The sequence below is a fragment of the Frankia sp. BMG5.60 genome, assembly GCF_059428125.1.
In genome coordinates, this window is sequence record NZ_CM182091.1 from 702,746 (window position 1) to 722,315 (window position 19,570).

Below are 19,570 nucleotides of genomic sequence, written 5' to 3' on the forward strand. Positions count from 1 at the left end.
TTCTTCGCTACTCGGCGCGCGTTCTCAGCGCGCGCCGAGTAGCGATCTGAGCTCCAGCAGGTCGTCGATCAGCCTGGCCGTTTCTGCATTGCGGGGCAGCCGGCGTAGTTCCGCCAGCATCGCGTCGGTTTGCTCCATGCTGGGAACATCGTCGACCAACGCGGCCATCGTCACGATCTCGGCCCCGGGAACACCACCTGTCTGCATGCCTCAGAGTCGCACGCTAGGATTCATTCAAAATTAACTCAGACTTCCTCCGCGTTAACTCTGACGCCGATCCCAGCACGGTGAGTAAGGTTCCACCCGTAATGTCACCATCCGTGTCGGGCTACTGACCCCGTCAGCCACGCGTGCTCGGCGTCGGGAAGCCAGTCGCGGCCGGGGGCGTACTCGAGCCAGCGACGGCGGGCGGCGGTCTCGGCGAAGGCGCGCTGCAGGTCGCGGCCCGCGGCGCACGGCTCCCCCCGCCACAGCAGCGACCACGCGTACAGCGGCGTCGGGTCCACCAGCGGCACCCCTCGCAGGCCGGCGTCGGCGGGCAGCACCATCTCGGCGGGCAGCACGCAGACGTAGCGCGGGTCCGAGCGCGGACGCTCCAGCAGCGGTTCGAGGCCGAGGTTGGCCGCGGCCGCCTCGGCCGCAATCCCGAACCTGCCGGCGAAGCGGCGCAGGAAGTCCAGCCGGTCCAGGGCCGCCGGACACCACAGCACGCTGCCGCACAGGTCCGCGGGACGCACCCGCCCGCCGCCGGCCAGCGGATGGGCGGGGTGCAGGACCACGTCGAGTGGTTCCAGCCGGACGAGCCGGCGCGCGAGCGCCGGCGCGAGGCCCCCACCAGCACCGGCGTGCTCGCTGGGCGCATCCTCGCCGGGCGCGTGGCCGGCGAGGGCGTGGTCGGTGATCGCGTGCACGCGACCGAAGCCGAGGTCGATCGATCCGCGGGTCAGCGCGTCGACGGCCGTGGGCAAATCCAGGCCGTCCGCGACGGCGACGCCGCGGTGATCCGCGACAGTTTCGCCGCCGACGCCGTCTGGCACTACCCGGGCAGCCTGCCGATCTCGGGTGAGTGGCGGGGACGCGCCCGCATCGTCGACGACTTCCTCGGCGGGATGAGCAGGCGGCTGCAGAGCGGCGCGCCGCTGCTCATCGAGCTGACCGGCGTCCTCGCCGAGGGCCCGCAGGTCGTCGCCACCTGGACCTCCCGGGGCACCGCCGCCAGCGGCGCACCGTACGACAACCAGTGCCTCGGCATCTTCGAGGTCCGCGACGGCCGCATCGTCTCCGTCCGGGAGTACACCGACACCGACCACGTGGCCCGCGTCCTGTTCGCCTGACCGCCGAACGCCACACCCGTCCCCACCGAACACACCCGCCCCCTCCGAGTCCTGATGGACCTCCCGCCTCCTCGCGCGGGCGGACCGGGTCGGCAAGGTGGAGAAACTCCGGCGCCGTCCGGCGCGAGACAGGCCGGGATGTCACGTGTCCGCACGTCGCTCGTCGTAGTGACAGCGGGCGGCCTCGACCGCGTCGAGATGATCGACGGCCCATTCCAGGATGGCGTGCACAGGGGACCGAAGGGTCCGGCCCAGGGGGGTGATCCGGTATTCGATCGCCACCGGATCCGTGGACACGACCGCTCGTTCGACCATGCCGTTGCGCTCCAGTCGTCGCAGGCATGCGGTCAGTGACTTCGGGGTGACGGCGGGCATGTACTGCCGGAGTTCGTTGAAGCGTCGGGGACGGTCGCACAACGCGGCCAGTACCAGCAGGGACCACTTGTCGAAGAGTTGGTCGAGCAGATGCCGGCCGTCGCCGTCGAGCGTCACTTCGGGCACGTCGGTCTCCCCCGCGATACCTGGTTTCGTTGAAGTATATCCGTGCTACTAGATATACATCAGATACCTAACGGCCTGACGGCGAAACGGGAATCATGACTGACGCATACTCGACCCTCAAGATCTCTCTCACCGGCGGCGTGGCGTACGTCGTGATCGACAACCCCCCCATCAATCTGCTCGACGCGGCCCTGATGACGGACCTGGACCGGTGTGCGGCCGCCATGTCCGGCGCCCACGACATCCGGGTGATCGTTTTCGACAGCGCGGATCCGGACTTCTTCGTCGCGCACGGCGACATGACGACCGCCGACGACCCCGCGACGTTCGTTGCGCTCCCCATCGCGCCCGAACAGGACCAGTCCCTCAACCCGATGATGCGCCTGCACGAACGCATCCGGTCGCTGCCGCAGATCACCATCGCCAAGCTGCGCGGACTGGCCCGCGGCGGCGGTGCGGAACTGCTGTCCGCGATGGACATGCGGTTCGCCTCGCTCGAGCGCGCCGGCATGGCCCAGATGGAGTGTCGGCTGGGAATCATCCCGGGCGCGGGAGGCACTGCCTACCTGCCCGGTCTCGTGGGTCGCGCACGCGCCCTGGAGATCATCCTCGGCGGGCAGCTGATCGATGCCGCGACCGCGGAACGGATCGGATGGGTGAACCGGGCCGTGCCGGACACCGAGCTCGACCACGTCGTCGACACCCTCGCCGCCCGCATCGCCGCTCTTCCTCCCGGCGTCGCCCGCGCCGCGACCGAAGCGGTCGACACCGCGGTCGAGTCGACCACTCACGGCCTACGGAAGGCCAACGAGCTCCTCAACGGACTGTTCGACGCACCCGCCGCAACCCGTCTCGCCAAGGCTGCCCTGGCCGCCGGCGCGCACACCCGCGACGGAGAGCGCCACTTTGAGGCTCTTGTCGACGACATCACCTAAGCCCGGGACCCCGCACGGGCCGCCCGGCGGGGCCGCAGGGGCTCAGCCGAAGGCGCCCTGGGCTCGGTAGTCGTCGACGGTGGCGGCGTCGAGGCCGAGGCCGCGCAGTACCTCGGCGGTGTCGGCCCCGAGTTCGGGGGCGCGGGTGCGGGCGCGGGCGGGTTCGCCGTCGAACTGGTAGGGCGGGGTGACCACCCGAAACGGCGTGCCGTCCCCGGCGGTCAGCTCGGAGAGGTAGCCGTTCTCCCGGACCTGCACGTGATCGTGAACCTCGGCGGGGGTCAGCGCGGGCGCCCACACCCCGGAGAACCCGGCCAGGGTTTCGCGCCACTCGTCGAGGGTGCGCTCGGCGAAGATGCCGTCGAGCACCTCGACGCAGGCACGGTTGTGGGCGAAGCGGGCGGCGGCGTCGATGAACCGCGGGTCGGCGACGAGCTCGGGACGGTCGAGGACCAGGCACAGCTCGTCCCAGAACCGGTCGCTCTGCAGGCAGACCAGGTTGATCCAGCGGCCATCCTTGGTCCGGTAGTAGTTGGCGATCGGGTTCCCCGGGGCGCGGCGGTCGGCCCGCGGCACCTCGCCGGTGAACGGCGCGGCGGCGATGTCCGCACCCAGGGCCCACATGCCGGTGTTGAGCAGCGAGACGTCGACGACGGCGGTCTCCCCCGTCCGCTCCCGACGGTAGAGGGCCATCGCGACGGCGCCGGCGATGGTGTTGCTGCCCTGCAGGTCGTAGAAGGCGGCCGGCTGGGCGACCGGCTCGTCGTCGGTGGCGCCGGTGAGCTTGTGCAGGGTCCCCGAGCTCGACCAGGCCGCCGCCGAGTCGTACCCGCCGGTGTTGACCATCGGGCCGCGGCTGCCCCAGCCGCTGCCGCGCACGTAGACCAGGCGGGGGTTCACCGCCCGCAGGTCGTCGACGTCGATGCCGAGGCGGGTGCGTAACGCCGGCAGGTAGCTGGTGAGGAACACGTCGGCGTCGGCGACGAGGCGCAGCAGCACCTCCCGGCCGGCCGAGGTGGTCAGGTCGAGGGTGACGCTGCGCTTGCCGTGGTTGGGGATCTCCAGGAACGGGTTGGGACCGTTGTCGTCCTGGTTGAGCAGGTTGCGCAGCAGGCGCTGCGGGTCGCCGGTGGGCGGCTCGACCTTGACGACGTCGGCGCCGAGGTCGGCGAGGATCGCGCCCGCGGCGGGCACGAACGTCCAACCGGCGATCTCGACGACGCTCACGCCCTCGAACGGTCTGCTCATCGTCCGCTCCTCCTCGCTACGCACCCACTGCCCGAACCCCCAGGCCGTGAACCTAGTAGGAACAGTAACCCATGTCAGCCAGATCACTTTCGTGACAGCGGGCAACCATCCGGTTGCGGCCGTTCGCAGCGATATGGCGGAGTAATCCCCAAGATCAAATGCGCGGGTCACCGCCACGTCAACAGTGTTGATTATCTTGGAAGAGGAGTCGGACAGCCGGTGCTGACCTCGACGCGGGTTCAGCTTCTAGGGTCGGTCGCGGAGGGGCCCCGTGATCGCCGAAGCCCGTCCGCCGCGGCCGCGCCTGCCCGCGCCCCGCCGTCACTCCCGGGCAGACCGGGACTCGCCAGAGGGAGCCATCGTGGTCTTCACCCCGTCCGAACTCGACTACCTGCACTCCCAGCGCCTGGGCCGGCTCGCCACGCTCGCCCCGGACGGGACGCTGCAGAACAGCCCGGTCGCCCACACCGTCGACGACGCGACGGGAGTGATCAGCATCTACGGCTACGACCTCGGCAACAGCCGCAAGTTCCACAACATCGCCGCGAACGGCCAGGTGGCGTACGTCGTCGACGACATCGCCTCGCTGGAGCCGTGGACGGTGCGCGGCCTGGAGATCCGCGGGACCGCCGAGGCCCTGACCGGCTGGGACCCCCCGGCCGCGCACCTGAGCCCCGAGGTCATCCGCCTGCACCCCCGCCGGATCATAAGCTGGAACCTCGGCGCCGACGGTCGGGAGGGCTCGCGGCGCACGGTCGCGTGAGCGGGCGCGCTACTCGGCGACGAGCCGTTCGATGTCCGCCGGCCGCCACACGCCGGCGGCACCGGGCCGGGTGGCGAGATACCCGGCGATCCGGGCCGGCGACCAGCCGTGCGCCTCGCGCAGGCCGCCGGCGAGCATGGCCAGGTAGCCGGCCGACGGCGCGGTGGGGCGCACGTCGGCCAGCGACCAGGGCGCGGTGAACGTCAGAACGGGGACGCCGGCGCGGTGGCCGACGAGCACCAGCGTCTCGTAGCGGCCCGGACCCACCCGGGCCCGGCCGGTGCGCAGCACGGCGGCCAGGTCGAGGTCGACGTCGGGGGCGCGGTGCATCTCCTGGGCGGCGACGTCGGCGAACTGGCCGGCAGACAGCAGGTAGGCCCGGCCGGCGACCTCCCCGGGGGCCGCCGGGTCGTAGAAGGCGATCCCGCCCGTCCAGATCCGCGACTCCAGCGCGAAGTACAGGGCACCGGGCAGCATGACCGGGACCGCCAACCGCGGCGGGCGGGGATCGCGGCAGCCGGGATGGCGGTGGTCGCTGCCCGGCGGGCAGCCGCCGGCGAGGTAGTACGTCAGCCGGGCCATGCGCATGTTGGAGCCGTAGCTTGCGTACCAGACCAGCTCGGGTCCGGCCGAGGGAGCCGGGTCCGCCCGCCCGGCGGGCGCTGGTCCGCTCACCGGGCCGCCCCGCGACCCGCCCGCGCACCCGCGGCGGCCCCACGGGCGACGGTCCGCCCCCCGCGGGCGGCGGCACGCCTCCCGCGGGGGGCGCCCTGCCGGGGCCGGCGGCGCGCACCGGGCCGGCAACGACGCTCTCGCACCGTCACAGTATGCGGAGCCCCGGGGTGGCAATCAGGCGTTTGTGACGTATGTCAGCACGCAACGCGACCGCTCACCGCGGCCGACTCCGAGGCGGCGCCGGTCAGGACGCGGCGACCAGCGAGGCCGCCTCGTCGGCGGCGGCCGGGTTGACGATGACGATGTTGCTGTCGGTGTGGCGCCACAGTTCCCGGCTGGCACTTTCGTCCAGCAGGGTGGCGACGCCGCCGTGGGTGGGGGCGCCGAGGACGATCGTGCGCGCCGCGCTCGCCCGGGCGTGCGCGGCCAGCAGCCGCCCCACCGCCCCGTGGTCCGCGGCGTGCAGCAGGACGTGACCGGCCACCGGCACCCCCTGGGCCCGCAGCCGGTCGAGGTGGCGGCGCACCCCGGCGCGCGCGTCCGCGACGGGGTCGACGTCGGCCGCCGCGTCCGCGGTCACCGCCGCCTCCTGGACGTGGACCACGTCCACCGTCGCGCCGTGGATGCCGGCGAGGCGGCCGGCGGCGGCCGTCACCAGGTCGGCGACGGCCGACCCGTCGACGGCGGCCACGATCGTCCGCCGCGCCGGACCGGCCACCGGCTCTACCTCCTCCAGCCGCACGTCCGGGCGGGAAGACTCCGCCGCGGCTGCGGTGACCTCCGCCGCCTGCCCGGCCTCGGCGCGGGCCAGCAGGTCGTGGGCGGTGGCGAGCACGGCGATCCCCACCGCGACCACGCCGGCGCCGAGGTAGAACGGCACGTGGACGTTGAACGCGTCGACGAGCTTGCCGGCGACGTAGGGGGCGAGACCCCCGCCGATGAAGCGGACGAAGCCGTAGGCGGAGGAGGCGATCGACCGCTCGACGGGGGCGACGCTCATGACCGCCTGCGTGGTGACGGTGTTGTTCACGCCGATGAACACGCCGGTGACGATGACCGCGGGAATCAGCACCGCCCGGTGCGTCGTCCAGATCGCGATCACCAGGATCACCGCGGCGAACAGGGCGAGGTTGCCGTAGAGCGTGCGGGCGAGGCCCAGGCGGGCCTGCAGCCACGGCGCGCCCGCCACGGCGAACACGGCGACGAGGACGCCCCAGCCGGTGAAGACCAGCCCCAGCTGGATGGCGCTCAGGTGCATCGGGAACGGCGCGTACCCGAGCAGGGTGAAGAAGCCCCAGTTGTAGCAGAGCGCGGTCAGCGACAGGGTGAGCAGCCCGCGGTGGCGCAGCGCGGCCAGCGGCTCGCGCAGTCCGGTGCGCCGGGCGGGCAGCGGCATCGGCTCGACGAGCACGATCGTGGCCAGCAGCGCGATCGCCATGAGCACCGCCACGCCGTAGAACGGGCCCCGCCAGCTCACCTCGCCGAGCACGCCGCCGAGCAGCGGACCGCAGGCGATGCCGACCCCGAGCGCCGTCTCGTACAACACGATGGCCCCCGCGAACCCCCCGCTGGCCGACGCCACGATCACCGCCAGCGAGGTGGCGATGAACAGGGCGTTGCCGACCCCCCAGCCGGCACGGAACCCGACGATGCCGTTGATGCTCGACGCGGAGCCGGCGAGCGCGCTGAACACGACGATGACGGCGAGGCCGACGATCAGGGTCCGCTTCGCGCCGATCCGGCTGGAGATCCAGCCCACCAGGAGCATCGCGACGGCCGTGATCACCAGGTAGCTGGTGAACAGCAGCGTCACCTGGCTCGGCGAGGCGTGGAGCTGGTTGGAGATCGCGGGCAGCACCGGATCGACCAGCCCGATTCCCATGAACGACACCACACAGGCGAAGGCCACCGCGAACACGGCCTTCGGCTGACGGAACGGACTGGCGGTCTGCGCGTGCGCGGACGCACTCATGCGGCGGCTCCCCTACTCACCTGCCGGTGTTGCCCGACGTGCCGGTGCTTGCTGATGTGCCGGTGCTTGCTGATGTGCCGGTGCTTGCGGTTGCGCCGCCGTATCCGGTTGCGCCGGGGCTGCCTGGGCTGCCCGACCTGCCGGGGCGGCCCGGCCGACTTCTGCTGGCGGTGCCGGGCGGCCTTCTGCTGGCGGTGCCTGGCGGCCGGCCCGCTCGCCCGACGCCAGGTCGACCAGGGCGTCGACGGCGGGCAACGCCGCGGTCAGCGCCGCCCGCTCCTGCGGGCTGAGCTCGGCGAGCAGCCCGGCAACCCGTTCGACCCGCTTCGCGCGCCGGGCGGCCAGCGTGACCCGGCCCGCCTCGGTGAGGTGGACGCGCACCACCCGGCCGTCGGCCGGGTCGGTGGCCCGGGCGACCAGGCCGGCGTCGGCCAGCCGGGTCACGAGCTGGGTCATCGCCGGCTGGGTGACGCCCTCCCGGGCGGCGAGGTCGGTCAGCCGGTGCGGACCGAGGCGTTCCAGTGTCGACAGGGTCACCACGGCGCCGAACGACAGGTCGCTGGGCTGGGCGAGCTGGCGCACCACCCGGGCGAGACGTTCGAGGGCCGAGCCGACCCGCAGCGCGAGCCCCGGCCCGTCCTGCCCATCGGCACGATCTATCACCTCCTTATATTAAGCACTTATCTTTCGTGCTCGCGAGTGCCGGTGTCGGTCGCTGCCCAGCGATTCCGCCCGGCGCCACCGGGTAGGTCCTCCAGCAACCGCCGTCGGCGCGCGGCGACCTCCGGGGAACGTCGTCCCGCGGACAGGCGGTGACCCTCCGGGGAACCAGGTCCCCCTGGGCCGGCGACCCCGGAGAAACGAGATCCCCGGGCGAACGGCGACCTCCGGGGAAACGAGGTCCGCCGGTGCCCGGGGGCTATCCGCGGTCCACCGCGCCGAGCGCGCGGGCCGCCGCCGGCGGCGAGACGGAGGGAGGTCGACCTGGGCCGCCATGGATGTGACCGACTGCGTGCTGGACCGGCTGGAGATCGGCCTGGTCGCCACCGCCGAGCCCGGCGGCCGGATCAGCTACGTCAACGACACCGCCTGCCGGATCCTCGGCCGCGACCGAGGCGAACTCGTGGACTCGCTCCTCACGGCCTACCTGCCGCCCGGCGACGCGGACCGGCTGCGGGCCTATCAGTCCCGCCAGCTCGCCCGGCTGGCGTCGGCGCACCCGGGCCGCGGGCCGGCCGCCGCCGAGGCGGCGGAGCTGCCGCTGGCGGTCCGTCTCACCCGGCCGGACGGGTCACCGGCGCCGGTGTTGATCGTCTCCACGGCCGTCGTCGCCGACGACGGGGTGCAGGTCGTCAGCCGGGTGCAGGACGTCACCGAACGGGAGCAGGCGAACCGGTACCTGCGGCTCGTGCTGGACCACAGCCCGGTGTCGATGCTGCTGATCGACCAGTCGGGCCGCTCGGTGTTCGGGTTGGGCAGGCACACGGCCGAGGAGGCCGCGGGCCTCGCCGCCGCCGAGTCGGCGTCGGTGTTCGAGGTGTTCGCCGATCATCCGCAGGCGATGGACATGCTGCGCCGAGGTCTCGCCGGTGAGTCCGGCGCGCGGATCGTCGGCGCGTTCGGCCGCTACCTCGACCTGCACGTGATGCCGATCCGCGACCCCCTGGGCCAGGTCAGCCTGGCCGCGGCCATCACGATCGACATCACCGAGCGGGAAAACGCCCGCGCCGCGCAGGCCCACCTCGCCGACCTGGCCCGCCAGGCCCTGGTCACCCTCGAGCCGGCCGTGCTGTGGCGTCGGGCGACGGCGGTGCTCGCCGAACATCTTGGGGCGACGGCGACCCTGCACGAGGTCGACGGGGACACCGGCGCGCTGGGCCTGGTGGCCGCCGACGGTCCGTCGGCGTCGCGGACCGCGGCCGCCGCGGCCGCCGCGGTCGCCCAGCAGGCCCTGCGCGGACCCGCGGGGTCACGGTCGGCCACCGACGGCGGCGAGTCGGCGACCGCCGGCGGCGAGGTGGACCCGCGACAGGACGGCTGGTTCGCCCTCGCCGAGCCGATAGGTCTGCGCGGCGAGCCTTCGGCGGTCCTCGCCGTCCAGCGCCCCCCGGGCGCCGCCGGGCCCCCGTGCACCTCCCCCGGGACCGTCCTGCCGGCGGGGATCGGGGCCTTCAACGACTCCGAACGCAGCTTCGTGGCGGCGGTGGCCGGCGTGCTCGGCGCGGCCGCGGCCCGCTTCGCCGCCGAGCGGGAGATCCGCTACCGCTCGCAGCACGACATGCTCACCGACCTGCCCAACCGGGCATCGCTGCTGGAGCGGCTGCGCAGCAGCCTGGCGGCCGACCACCGGGCGGGGAACGGCGAGGGCCGGGCGGGCGCGGGGCGCACCGGCATCGTGTTCGTCGACCTGGACAGCTTCAAGGCGGTCAACGACACCTACGGGCATCGGGCCGGCGACATGCTACTGCGCACGGTCGCCTGCCGGCTACGCGCCGCGGTGCGACCGTGCGACGTGGTCGCCCGCCTCGCCGGCGACGAGTTCGCCGTGCTCTGTACGCAGATCGAGTCGGTCGACACCGTGGAGCGGGTCGCCGCGCGGGTGCTGGCCTCCCTGGCCGAGCCGGTGGCGATCGACGGCATCACCATCACCATCACCGCCAGCGCCGGGGTGGCGGTCTCCGGGCCCGGCCTCACCGACCCCGATCGCCTGCTCAACGCCTCGGACATCGCGATGTACGCCGCCAAACGCGCCGGCGCCGGGCGCTGCGTCGTCCACCAGGACTGGATGCGCCTGAGCGCGGGTCCGACACTCCTGTCCCCCGCACCTGGTGGGCCGCCCCCGGGGTAGGACGACACCAGGACGGACGACGCCGGGACGGACGACAGCCAGGACCGGCGACGCCGGGACGGGTCAGGAAGGACGTGCGCCGATGTGCCGACTGTTCGGGCTGACCGGGGCCCCGCGACGGACCCGGGCCACGTTCTGGCTGCTCGACGCCCCCGACAGCCTCGACGAGCAGAGCCGCCGCAACCCGGACGGCACGGGCCTGGGCTACTTCGGCGCCGACGGCCGGGCGGAGCTGTTCCGCCAACCGATCGCCGCCTGGGAGGACCGCCAGTTCGCCGCGCGGGCGCGCGAGGCGCAGTCGACGACCTTCGTCGCCCATGTCCGGCACGCCTCCACCGGCGGGCTCGCGCCGCGCAACACCCATCCGTTCCGCCAGGACGGCCGGCTGTTCGCGCACAACGGGGTGATCGAGGGCCTCGACGTCCTGCAGGCGCAACTCGGCGCCGCGATGGCGCAGGTGGCCGGCGACACCGATTCCGAACGGCTCTTCGCCCTGATCACCCGGGAGATCCACGCCGCCGGCGGTGACGTCGGGCGCGGGATCGCCGCCGCGGTCCGCTGGGTGGCCGCCAACCTGCCGCTCTACAGCATCAACCTGGTGCTGATCACGCCCGGGGACCTGTGGGCGCTGCGGTACCCGGCGACGAACCGCCTGTTCCTGCTGGACCGGCCCGCCGGCGGCCAGCCGTTGCGGCACTGCGACGCCGCGGGGGCGACGCGGGTGCACGCCGACGAGCTGGCGAGTGCGCCCGCCGTCGTCGTCGCGAGCGAACCCATGGACGATCATCCCGACTGGCGCCCGCTGCGCTGCGGCGAACTTGTCCACGTCGGCGCCGGCGGCCAGGTGGACGTCGCGACCGTCCTGCCCGATCCGCCGGCGCATCCGCTCACCCTCGCCGACCTGCGCCCCGAGGCGGCGACCTCGCAGCAACCCCACTGACCCGCAGCCCGACCGCCACCCGCACATCGAGATAGTTCTCTTCGATGACCTAGTGCACTATGATGCCCGTCACGGATGCCGGGTTCATCGTGGACGAGGGAGAACGGCGTGACAGAGACCACCTCCGACGGCGGACAGGCCGAGGCGGGCGGCCAGGGCCCCCTCGCGGGGCTGCGTGTCATCGACCTGTCGGGCAGCCTGCCCGGGGCGCTGGCGACGCTGTTCCTCGCCGACGCCGGGGCCGACGTCGTGCTGGTCGAGCCGCCCGGCGGCAGCGCGCTGCGCCGGCGGGTCGACTGGCCGGTCCTCGGCCGCGGCCGGCGCAGCGTCGTGGTGGACCTGCGCGCCGGCGGCGGCCGCGACGAGCTCGACGCCCTGCTCGCCGACGCCGACGTCCTGGTCACCACGTACCGACCGGCGACGCTCGCGGCGCTGCGGCTGACCGCGGCCGACCTGGCCGCCGCCCACCCGCGGCTGGTCAGCGCGTCGATCACCGGCTTCGGGCCGGCCGGGCCGTGGCGCGACCTGCCCGGCTACGAGGGACTGGTGCTGGCCAAGCTCGGCGTCTTCCACGTCAAGGAGGCGATCACGGCCCGCCGCGGGCCGGCGTACGTGTCGGTGCCGTTCGCCTCCTGGGGCGCGGCGCACACCGCCGTGCACGGCATCCTCGCCGCGCTGCTCGAACGCGACGCCAGCGGGCTGGGCCAGCACGTCGAGGCCGACCTCGCCCGCGGCGTCGGCGCCCTGGACACCTGGAACTTCTACACCGAGATCGTGGGCATCCGCTGGCCCGAGGCGTTCACCGTCGTCAACGCGTTCAACGCCGCCGGGGAGGTTCAGGGGCCGCTGGTGTACCCGCTGCTGACCGCGCCGACGAAGGACGGCACCTGGCTGCAGTTCGCCCAGGTCGAGCCGCGGCTGTTCGTCGCGCTGATGCGGGAGTTGGGCCTGGCCGAGGTGTTCACCGACCCGAAGTGGGCCGGCATCCCCGCCCTGCCGACGCAGGAACTGCGCACCGAGCTGTGGGAGCTGATGATCGAACGGGTCGGGCAGCGGACCCTCGCCGAATGGGAGGAGGTCTTCGCCGCGAACGGCGACATCTCCGCCGAACCGTTCCGCCGCGGCGCCGACGCGCTGGCCCACCCGCAGCTCGTCCACGAGGGACGCCGCGTCACCGTCACCGACCCCGAGCTCGGCCCGGTCGTGCAGCCCTCCACCCTCGTCCAGGCCGACGGCCGCCCGCTGCGCGAGCTCGCGCCGGCACCCCGCCTCGGCCGGCCGGCGCCCCCCGCCGCCCCGACCGCCACACCGCCGCCGGCCACAGCTCCGCCGCCGACCGCCACACCGCCACCGGCCGCCACACCGCCGCCCACCGCCACACCGCCGCGGGACGGCGCGTCCGGACTGCCGTTGGCCGGGATCACCGTGCTGGACTTCGGGCTGATGTTCGCCGGACCGTTCGCCGCGACCCTGCTGGCCGACCTCGGCGCTCGCGTCATCAAGATCGAGACGTTGGAGGGCGACACGATCCGCCGGGTCGCCGGCTTCCCCGAGTCCGGCGGCGCCAAGGTCATGCAGGGCAAGGAGAGCCTGTGCGTCGACGTGGCCACCGACGAGGGCCGCGCGATCGTCCACGACCTCGCGCGGCGGGCCGACGTGGTGCTGCAGGCGTTCCGGGCGGGCGCCGCCGAACGCGCCGGCGTCGACGCCGCGACCCTGCGCGCCCTCAACCCCGACCTCGTCTACGTCAACGCCCCCGGCTACGGCGTCGACGGCCCGTACGGCCGCCGCCCGGCCTACGCCCCGGCGATCGGCGCGGCCAGCGGGCTGGCGCTGACCGACGCCCCCGGCGTGCAGAGCGCGGTGACCACGGTGGCGCAGAAGAAGATCGGCGCGGTGCGCTGCTTCGCCGCCGCGGCCGCCGTGCCGGTGCAGGCCGACGGCATCGCCGCCCTCGGGGCCGCCTCGGCGATCCTGCTGGGCCTCGTCGCCCGCAGCCGGGGCCGGGCCACGGGGGCGCTGACGGCGACGATGCTCGCGACCGCGACGCACGCCATCCTCGACCAGGTCGTGGACTACCCCGGCAGGCCGGCGCCGCGGGGGGTCGACGACGACGCCTGGGGGCTGTCTGCGCTCTACCGGATCTACCCGGCCGCGCACGGCTGGGTGTTCCTCGCCGCCCCCGCGGACAAGGAGTGGCCGCGCCTGGCCGCGGCGCTCGCCGCCCACGCCGATCTCGACGCCGACCCGAGGTTCGCGACCGCGCCGGGCCGGGCCGAGCACGACGCCGCCCTCGCCGACGTGCTGGCCAAGACGTTCGGCACCCGGCCGGCCGCCGACTGGGAACGCGACCTCACCGCGGCCGGCGTGGGCTGCGTCGAGGTCGCCGAGCGTTCCCAGCAGACGATCATCCAGGTGGAGCCGGCCGCGGCGGAGGAGTACTGCGTGACGGTGCACAGCGACGTGTTCGACGAGCACCTGCGCCCCGGTCCCGCCACCCGCTTCTCCCGCTCCGCCACGAGCCCGAAGGGCTTCACGTACGCCGGCGCGCACACCGACGCCATCCTCACCGAACTCGGCTACGGCGCGGCCGCCATCGCCGACCTGCGCGAGCGCGGCATCGTCGGCGGCTGACCGGCACGGCCTCACCCCCACCGCTCGGTCGCGCTGCCGGTCGGTGGGGTGAGGCCGGTCGGTCGCGCTGCCGGTCGGGCCGGCCGCGTTACCGGGGCAGGGGCGCCGGGTCGGAGCCGGCGGCCGGCACGTCCCGGCGCCCCGTCCCGGCGGCGGGCGACGGGACCGTGACGAAGGCGGGGACCGCCTGCGGGCGTCCCCGCCCGGTCTCGGCGCCGCGGCGGGCGCGGATCCGCTCGCGCAGCCGGCGCAGCGCGCGGGTCAGGACCCGGCCGACCAGCTCGGCGAGCACCAGCAGCACCACCGCGACGATGCCGTCGGCCCAGAAGTGGTTCGCGGTGACCACCACGACGAGGGTCGTCACGATCGGATGCAGGACGATCAGCCACCGCCAGCGGCTCGGGCTGATCCGAATGACCTCGTAGGCGATGAGGAACGCCCAGCCCACGTGCACCGAGGGCAGCGCCGAGAGCTGCGCGGCGACCCCGCTGCCGAACTCGCCGTACACCGACTGGCCGAGCAGCACCGCCTCGTCGACGAAGCCGACGGAGGTCAGCATCCGCGGCGGCGCGACCGGCAGGAACATGTGGAACAGCAGCGACGAGCCGGTGAACAGCACGATCGTCGTGCGCACCGGCGGATAGGCGCGGCGGTGGCGGGCGAACAGCCACACCAGGAACAGGTTCATCGCCGGGAAGTGCACCCAGGAGTAGAAGTCGTTCGCCGCCCGCAGCAGGCTCTCGTGGCGGAGCATGAACCGTTCGAGCGTGACCTCGCTCGGCAGGTGCAGCCACTGCTCGGCCCGCCAGATCCATTCGGCGTGTTCGATCCCGCCGGCGACCCTGGTCACCCCGAGGATGCGGCCGACCTGCCAGAGCGTGAACAGGCCGAGGATCGTCCCGGCCTCCCGGGACGCGGCGGCGATCAGCTCGACGCCGCGCCGCGGCCACCACCGGTGCACCACCCGGGCCACCACGGCCAGCGCCAGCAGCGCCCCGGCCCCGACCGCGGCCTGCTGCCACAGCGGCATCGCGCGCTCCCGTCCCCGTCGGTGTCGGCATGTGGGTGTGCGGCGTCCGCCGCGGCCAGGCCCGTCGGCGACGCGGACGCCCCGGCCGTCACGTTACGACCCGTTCGCGTCGGATGCCGCCACCGGCCCGCCATCAGCCCGTCACCGGCCCGACGTCCACCCGCCACCGGCCCGCCGGCCCCGCGAGATCGCCGGCGCCGAGGGCGGCCGCCCGTCACCTCCGTTGACACGACTGTCAGATCATCTAGGGTCTTCTCACCTGTGACCATGTTGGACGCATACGGGAGGTCTGGGATGGCGGACGTCGGCATCGTGCTCGTGCACGGCGGTCAGCACGCCGGGGACTGCTGGGAACCCACCGTCGCCGAGATCGGGTTACAGGCGCCGGGCACCCCGGTGCTCGCCGTGGACCTGCCCGGCCGGCGTTCGGCGCCCGCGGACCTCGCCACCGTCACCATCGACGACTGGGTGACGAGCACGATCGCGCAGATCGACGCCGCCGGCATCGGCGAGTTCGTCATCGTCGGCCATTCGATGGCCGGCCTGACCGTGCCCGGCGTCGTCGCGCGGCTCGGTCCGACGCGCGTGCGCCGGATGATCCTGCTGGGCGCGGCCGTGCCGCCGCAGGGCCGCTCGATCGTCGACACGGTACCCGGCATCCTGGGCTGGGTCGCCCGCCGCAAGGCCGCGACCGGCCGTCCCGCCGCGCCGATGCCGAAGCTGCTGGCCCGCTACTCGTTCTGTAACGGCATGACCCGCGAGCAGCGGGCGTTCAGCCTCTCCCGGCTCTACGGCGAGTCCACCGGGGTGACGATCGAGCCCACCGACCGCACCGACCTCGACCGCTCCGTACCCCGTACCTGGCTGCTGACCCTGCGCGACCGCGCCCAGACACCTGCCACCCAGCGCCGCTCCATCGAGGCGTTGGGCGGCGTCGACGAGATCGTCGACCTCGACACCGGCCACAACGCCATGATCAGCCACCCGGCCGAGCTGGCCCGCCTCCTGCTCGACCGGCGCAGCGCACCCCTCCCCCGGTCCGCCACCTGACCGACCCGCGCCTGGGCGCGTCGCCCGACCGGGACGCCGTCAGGCGGCGCTCTGGCGGGCGTCGCGGTGGGCCTGGGCCACGACCATCAGGAGGTCGAGCGCGTCGAGGGTGCGCAGCAGGTCCTCGATGTGGGTGGAGAGCCGGTCGCGCTCCCTGGCCATGCGCTCCATCGCGGCGTCGGAGTTCTCGTCGCTGGGCGAGTCGAGGCACGGCAGCAGGTCGACGATGGCGCCGCTGGACAACCCGGCGGCGTACAGGCGCTGGATGAAGGCGACCCGCTCGACATCCTCCTGCGTGTACTGCCGCTGCCCGCCGGCGCTGCGGGTGCTGGTGAGCAGTCCCTGCTCCTCGTAGTAGCGCAGCGACCGGACGCTGACCGCGGCCCGCGCCGCGAGTTCACCGATCCGCATCTCACCCTCCCGCCTGTGACCCCGGCCCCACGACTTGCCTCTCACATTGATGTCAGGTTTTACCGTACCTGTCGGGCCCGCCGTTCCGGGGCCTTTGACCAGGTATGAAGGAGTTCCGGCATGATCACGCTGTTCGACCGCTACCGCCTCGGCGGTCTGGAGCTGCCCAACCGTGTCGTGATGGCCCCGATGACCCGGGTCCGGGCCGCGGCGGGGAGCCTCGCGACCCCGTCCATGGCGGTCTACTACGCCCAGCGGGCCACCGCCGGGTTGATCGTCAGCGAGGGGGTGCAGCCCAGCCTGGTCGGGCAGTCCAACCCGGGCACCCCGGGCCTGTACACCGACGAGCAGCAGGCCGCCTGGCGGCCCGTCACCGACGCCGTGCACGCCAACGGCGGGCGCATCTTCGTTCAGATCATGCACGGCGGCCGGGTCTCGCACCCCGACACCACCGGTCTCCAGCCGGTCGGACCGTCCGCTGTCGCCGCCGTGGGCGACGTGTTCACCCCGACCGGGCCGCAACCCGCGCCGGTCCCCCGCGCCCTGGACACCTCCGAGGTGCCCGAGCAGGCCCGCTCGTACGCCGAGGCCGCCCGGCGCGCCGTCGACGCCGGGTTCGACGGCGTCGAACTGCACGGCGCGAACGGCTACCTGATCTCGCAGTTCCTGTCGTCCAACGCCAACCTGCGCACCGACTCCTACGGCGGCCCGATCGCGCACCGCATCCGCTTCGCCGTCGAGGCGGTCGCCGCCACGGTGGACGCCGTGGGCGCGGCCCGCACCGCGATCAGGCTCTCGCCCGGCGGCACCTTCTGGGGCGTCGAGGAGACCGAGGTGCCGGAGCTGTACGCGGCTCTGCTCGCCGAACTCGCCCGCTTCGACCTCGCCTACGTGCACCTGGAGGCGACTGCCGAGGAGGAGGTGCTGGTCGGGCTGCGCCGCGCGTGGCCGGGCAGCCTGATCATGAATCCGGCGTTGCCGATGGGCCCGAAGCAGGTCGACCGGACCGCCGCCGACCACTGGCTCCGCCTGGGCGCGGATCTGATCAGCTTTGGCCGCGCCTTCATCGCCAACCCCGACCTGGTGGAACGGCTCCGCACCAGCCGGCCGGTCGCACCCGCCGACCCGGCCACGTACTACCAGGGCGGCGACGCGGGCTATCTCACCTACCCGGCGTACCAGTACACCGCCTGACCGGAGCAAGCAGGCAGACCGGTGGCGGGGGCGGAACAGTCCGGCTCTGCACCGGCACGAAGGCTGAGGAAGAACAATGCATTCGCTCCAGGACAAGGCCGCCACCACCGCAGACATGGAGCCGTCTGTCCGGACGGCCATCATCATTGCCGGCCGGGTCTTCGTCCCCGCCGGTGACGTCGAGACGTTCATCGCCGAGGCACAGGCGACGTACCCGGTCGCCGCAGCGAACCCGGGAAACGTGCTGATCTCGTTCTGCGTGGAGGACGCGGCGACCGGAACCGTCCCGGTGCTCGAGCAATGGGCGTCCCAGGAGGCGCTCGATCGGCACCTGGCCACCCCGCAGGTCACGGCGCTCTTCGCCAGGTGGAGCCCGCACATGCGCAACGAGGTGCGCAAGTTCGACGCGCTCAACGAGCGGGACCCCCGGGCCTGAGACCACCGGCATCCGGGCTGCAACTGCGTCGACGCCACCAGGGTCCCGGAACATCCCAGAAAACGGGTCGCCGGGGCGCTGGTGGGACGTTAGCTTCCTTGGCGTGCTCGACCATGATTCCACGGATCTGGTGCGTCGCAGCTACGACGCGATCTCCTACCACTACCGGCGAGACGATGACGACCCCCGGCCCTACGGGCCCTGGATCGCCGACCTGCTCGCGCGCGTGCCGGCGGGTGGGACGGTTCTCGACGTCGGCTGCGGCTGCGGCGTTCCGGTGGCACGCGCGCTGGACGCCGCCGGTCGTCGGGTGACGGGCGTCGATCTGAGCGCCGAACAGGTGCGCCGTGCGCGCACGCTCGTGCCGGCGGCCACCTTCCTCCACGCCGACGCGACCGAGGTCGACTTCCCATCCGCCTCCTTCGACGCGGTCGTCAGCCTGTACGCGCTGATACACATGCCGCTGCGGAGACAACCGGCGCTGCTGGCCCGGATCGCCACCTGGCTGCGGCCGGGCGGCTGGCTGCTCGCCGTCACCGGCCAGCACGCGTGGACCGGCGTCGAGCAGGACTGGTTCGGCAGTGGCCAGCCGATGTGGTGGAGCCAGGCCGACGCCGCCACCTACCGGTCGTGGATCGCGGCGTCCGGGCTCGTCGTCGAGTCCGAACGTTTCGTCCCCGAGGGCAGCAGCGGTCACGCGCTGTTCTGGGCGCGCCGGCCGGCTCCCGGCGACGACGGCCGCGACGCCCGCGACGCCCGCGACGCCGAGACCGAGACCGAGACCTAGGTCACCCCTGCCGGGGAGTCCGACGGTCGACCAGGGCGGCTAGCCACGCGGGCGTGACGTGGGCGAGGCTCGCCACGACGGCGTCGGCGGGGACGTCCGGAGGCTGCGGCGTCGAGGGGACGAGGACGGTCACGCAGCCCGCGGCCAGGGCCGCCGCCGCGCCCGACCCGCTGTCCTCCAGCACGACGCAGCGCGCCGGTGGCACGGCGAGCAGGCGGCTGGCCCGCAGGTACGGCTCGGGATCCGGCTTGCCGCGCACCACCTCGTCCCCGGCGACCGACACCTGGAAGCGGGCGGCGCCGACCGCGCCGAGCACGTGGTCCATGAGCACCCGGGCCGACGACGACACCAGCGCCAGCGGCACCGCCTGCGCCGCGAGCGCGCCGAGCAGCTCGACGGCGCCGGGCCGCGCCACGATCGCCCCCGGCGCGGCGAACAGCTCGACGATGCGGCCCATGACGAACCGCGCCGCCTCGGCGAAGCGCGATCCGTCCACCCCGAGCAGCGACAGCATGAGGTGCAGCGCCGTGTCCGGGCCGCGCCCCATGAGCGCCGCCTTGATCTCGGGGGTGAACACGCCGCCGAGGTGGGCGGCGAGGTCCTCCTGCGCCCGCGTCCACAGCCGTTCGGTGTCGACGAGCAGGCCGTCCATGTCGAACAGCACCGCCGCCGGCGCCCTACCCCCACGTAGCCCCGCCACGGCAGACGTCATCTGTCGAGCCTGGCACATCCGCGACCCCCGCAGGCCTCGATTGCGCCCCGGCGTGGCCGGCGGAGGTCCCGGCGGACGCGGCCTGCGCACGGCCCGCCGG

General features: G+C 73.7%; 20 protein-coding genes. 10 read left to right on the forward strand and 10 right to left on the reverse strand.

The window, feature by feature from the left end:
- Positions 1-24 precede the first annotated feature (24 nt).
- Both AC5R91_RS02980 and AC5R91_RS02985 read right to left on the reverse strand, forming a co-directional pair.
- Entirely contained in the window at positions 25-207 is a 183-nt protein-coding gene (locus AC5R91_RS02980; RefSeq protein WP_495395550.1) for a hypothetical protein, read from the reverse strand.
- 104 nt (positions 208-311) lie between these two features.
- The gene (locus tag AC5R91_RS02985; protein WP_495395551.1) at positions 312-968 is read right to left on the reverse strand and encodes a type 2 periplasmic-binding domain-containing protein; all 657 of its coding nucleotides are present in this window, start codon (positions 966-968) and stop codon (positions 312-314) included.
- Positions 969-998: 30 nt separating this feature from the next.
- Here AC5R91_RS02985 and AC5R91_RS02990 point away from each other — a divergent pair, with 30 nt between their 5' ends.
- Positions 999-1,334, forward strand: coding sequence for a nuclear transport factor 2 family protein (locus tag AC5R91_RS02990; protein ID WP_495395553.1), 336 nt, complete (start codon positions 999-1,001; stop codon positions 1,332-1,334).
- 141 nt (positions 1,335-1,475) lie between these two features.
- Here the strand turns inward: AC5R91_RS02990 and AC5R91_RS02995 are convergent, their stop codons facing one another.
- Positions 1,476-1,835 carry a winged helix-turn-helix transcriptional regulator gene (locus tag AC5R91_RS02995; protein WP_495395554.1) on the reverse strand — a complete coding sequence of 120 codons (360 nt, stop codon included), beginning with the start codon at positions 1,833-1,835 and terminating at the stop codon, positions 1,476-1,478.
- A gap of 95 nt (positions 1,836-1,930) precedes the next feature.
- On the opposite strand from AC5R91_RS02995, the gene AC5R91_RS03000 reads away from it, so the two are divergent.
- Positions 1,931-2,770: an enoyl-CoA hydratase/isomerase family protein gene (locus AC5R91_RS03000; protein ID WP_495395555.1), complete on the forward strand. Its 840-nt coding sequence runs from the start codon at positions 1,931-1,933 to the stop codon at positions 2,768-2,770.
- A 42-nt stretch (positions 2,771-2,812) separates the two neighbouring features.
- Here the strand turns inward: AC5R91_RS03000 and AC5R91_RS03005 are convergent, their stop codons facing one another.
- The gene (locus tag AC5R91_RS03005) at positions 2,813-4,018 is read right to left on the reverse strand and encodes a CaiB/BaiF CoA transferase family protein (protein WP_495395556.1); all 1,206 of its coding nucleotides are present in this window, start codon (positions 4,016-4,018) and stop codon (positions 2,813-2,815) included.
- Between the two features lie 361 nt (positions 4,019-4,379).
- On the opposite strand from AC5R91_RS03005, the gene AC5R91_RS03010 reads away from it, so the two are divergent.
- Positions 4,380-4,781: a PPOX class F420-dependent oxidoreductase gene (locus tag AC5R91_RS03010; RefSeq protein ID WP_495395557.1), complete on the forward strand. Its 402-nt coding sequence runs from the start codon at positions 4,380-4,382 to the stop codon at positions 4,779-4,781.
- A 9-nt stretch (positions 4,782-4,790) separates the two neighbouring features.
- Here the strand turns inward: AC5R91_RS03010 and AC5R91_RS03015 are convergent, their stop codons facing one another.
- The 3 genes from AC5R91_RS03015 to AC5R91_RS03025 form a co-directional block, all read right to left on the reverse strand.
- Positions 4,791-5,456 carry a histone deacetylase gene (locus AC5R91_RS03015; RefSeq protein WP_495395558.1) on the reverse strand — a complete coding sequence of 222 codons (666 nt, stop codon included), beginning with the start codon at positions 5,454-5,456 and terminating at the stop codon, positions 4,791-4,793.
- A 244-nt stretch (positions 5,457-5,700) separates the two neighbouring features.
- Positions 5,701-7,428: an MFS transporter gene (locus AC5R91_RS03020; protein ID WP_495395559.1), complete on the reverse strand. Its 1,728-nt coding sequence runs from the start codon at positions 7,426-7,428 to the stop codon at positions 5,701-5,703.
- 12 nt (positions 7,429-7,440) lie between these two features.
- Complete coding sequence (locus AC5R91_RS03025) at positions 7,441-8,091, reverse strand: MarR family winged helix-turn-helix transcriptional regulator (protein WP_495395560.1); 651 nt, start codon at positions 8,089-8,091, stop codon at positions 7,441-7,443.
- Between the two features lie 331 nt (positions 8,092-8,422).
- Between AC5R91_RS03025 and AC5R91_RS03030 the strand changes: the two genes are divergently transcribed.
- From AC5R91_RS03030 to AC5R91_RS03040, 3 genes are all read left to right on the forward strand, one after another.
- The gene (locus AC5R91_RS03030) at positions 8,423-10,276 is read left to right on the forward strand and encodes a sensor domain-containing protein (RefSeq protein ID WP_495395561.1); all 1,854 of its coding nucleotides are present in this window, start codon (positions 8,423-8,425) and stop codon (positions 10,274-10,276) included.
- Between the two features lie 82 nt (positions 10,277-10,358).
- Entirely contained in the window at positions 10,359-11,216 is an 858-nt protein-coding gene (locus tag AC5R91_RS03035; RefSeq protein ID WP_495395562.1) for a class II glutamine amidotransferase, read from the forward strand.
- Between the two features lie 108 nt (positions 11,217-11,324).
- Positions 11,325-13,850 (forward strand): CaiB/BaiF CoA transferase family protein, encoded by a 2,526-nt coding sequence (locus AC5R91_RS03040; RefSeq protein WP_495395563.1) that lies wholly within the window; start codon positions 11,325-11,327, stop codon positions 13,848-13,850.
- A gap of 88 nt (positions 13,851-13,938) precedes the next feature.
- Here the strand turns inward: AC5R91_RS03040 and AC5R91_RS03045 are convergent, their stop codons facing one another.
- Positions 13,939-14,880 carry a phosphatase PAP2 family protein gene (locus tag AC5R91_RS03045; RefSeq protein WP_495395564.1) on the reverse strand — a complete coding sequence of 314 codons (942 nt, stop codon included), beginning with the start codon at positions 14,878-14,880 and terminating at the stop codon, positions 13,939-13,941.
- Positions 14,881-15,174: 294 nt separating this feature from the next.
- On the opposite strand from AC5R91_RS03045, the gene AC5R91_RS03050 reads away from it, so the two are divergent.
- The gene (locus AC5R91_RS03050) at positions 15,175-15,930 is read left to right on the forward strand and encodes an alpha/beta fold hydrolase (RefSeq protein ID WP_495395565.1); all 756 of its coding nucleotides are present in this window, start codon (positions 15,175-15,177) and stop codon (positions 15,928-15,930) included.
- A gap of 39 nt (positions 15,931-15,969) precedes the next feature.
- Here the strand turns inward: AC5R91_RS03050 and AC5R91_RS03055 are convergent, their stop codons facing one another.
- Complete coding sequence (locus tag AC5R91_RS03055) at positions 15,970-16,341, reverse strand: MerR family transcriptional regulator (RefSeq protein WP_495395566.1); 372 nt, start codon at positions 16,339-16,341, stop codon at positions 15,970-15,972.
- A 120-nt stretch (positions 16,342-16,461) separates the two neighbouring features.
- Between AC5R91_RS03055 and AC5R91_RS03060 the strand changes: the two genes are divergently transcribed.
- From AC5R91_RS03060 to AC5R91_RS03070, 3 genes are all read left to right on the forward strand, one after another.
- Entirely contained in the window at positions 16,462-17,535 is a 1,074-nt protein-coding gene (locus tag AC5R91_RS03060) for an alkene reductase (RefSeq protein ID WP_495395567.1), read from the forward strand.
- Positions 17,536-17,611: 76 nt separating this feature from the next.
- Positions 17,612-17,971 (forward strand): putative quinol monooxygenase, encoded by a 360-nt coding sequence (locus AC5R91_RS03065; RefSeq protein ID WP_495395568.1) that lies wholly within the window; start codon positions 17,612-17,614, stop codon positions 17,969-17,971.
- Positions 17,972-18,074: 103 nt separating this feature from the next.
- Positions 18,075-18,758, forward strand: coding sequence for a class I SAM-dependent methyltransferase (locus AC5R91_RS03070; RefSeq protein WP_495395569.1), 684 nt, complete (start codon positions 18,075-18,077; stop codon positions 18,756-18,758).
- 1 nt (position 18,759) lies between these two features.
- Here the strand turns inward: AC5R91_RS03070 and AC5R91_RS03075 are convergent, their stop codons facing one another.
- Positions 18,760-19,470 (reverse strand): HAD family hydrolase, encoded by a 711-nt coding sequence (locus AC5R91_RS03075; protein ID WP_495395570.1) that lies wholly within the window; start codon positions 19,468-19,470, stop codon positions 18,760-18,762.
- Between the last annotated feature and the right edge of the window lie 100 nt (positions 19,471-19,570).

What these genes read in the sequence shown, in the direction of transcription:
- AC5R91_RS03060 (WP_495395567.1), top strand. Translation starts at nt 16,462, where the DNA reads ATGATCACGCTGTTCGACCGCTACCGCCTCGGCGGTCTGGAGCTGCCC.
- AC5R91_RS03000 (WP_495395555.1), top strand. Translation starts at nt 1,931, where the DNA reads ATGACTGACGCATACTCGACCCTCAAGATCTCTCTCACCGGCGGCGTG.
- AC5R91_RS03035 (WP_495395562.1), top strand. Translation starts at nt 10,359, where the DNA reads ATGTGCCGACTGTTCGGGCTGACCGGGGCCCCGCGACGGACCCGGGCC.
- AC5R91_RS03055 (WP_495395566.1), bottom strand. Translation starts at nt 16,341, where the DNA reads ATGCGGATCGGTGAACTCGCGGCGCGGGCCGCGGTCAGCGTCCGGTCG.
- AC5R91_RS03045 (WP_495395564.1), bottom strand. Translation starts at nt 14,880, where the DNA reads ATGCCGCTGTGGCAGCAGGCCGCGGTCGGGGCCGGGGCGCTGCTGGCG.
- AC5R91_RS03065 (WP_495395568.1), top strand. Translation starts at nt 17,612, where the DNA reads ATGCATTCGCTCCAGGACAAGGCCGCCACCACCGCAGACATGGAGCCG.
- AC5R91_RS03050 (WP_495395565.1), top strand. Translation starts at nt 15,175, where the DNA reads ATGGCGGACGTCGGCATCGTGCTCGTGCACGGCGGTCAGCACGCCGGG.
- AC5R91_RS03075 (WP_495395570.1), bottom strand. Translation starts at nt 19,470, where the DNA reads ATGACGTCTGCCGTGGCGGGGCTACGTGGGGGTAGGGCGCCGGCGGCG.
- AC5R91_RS02980 (WP_495395550.1), bottom strand. Translation starts at nt 207, where the DNA reads ATGCAGACAGGTGGTGTTCCCGGGGCCGAGATCGTGACGATGGCCGCG.
- AC5R91_RS03020 (WP_495395559.1), bottom strand. Translation starts at nt 7,428, where the DNA reads ATGAGTGCGTCCGCGCACGCGCAGACCGCCAGTCCGTTCCGTCAGCCG.
- AC5R91_RS03030 (WP_495395561.1), top strand. Translation starts at nt 8,423, where the DNA reads ATGGATGTGACCGACTGCGTGCTGGACCGGCTGGAGATCGGCCTGGTC.
- AC5R91_RS03005 (WP_495395556.1), bottom strand. Translation starts at nt 4,018, where the DNA reads ATGAGCAGACCGTTCGAGGGCGTGAGCGTCGTCGAGATCGCCGGTTGG.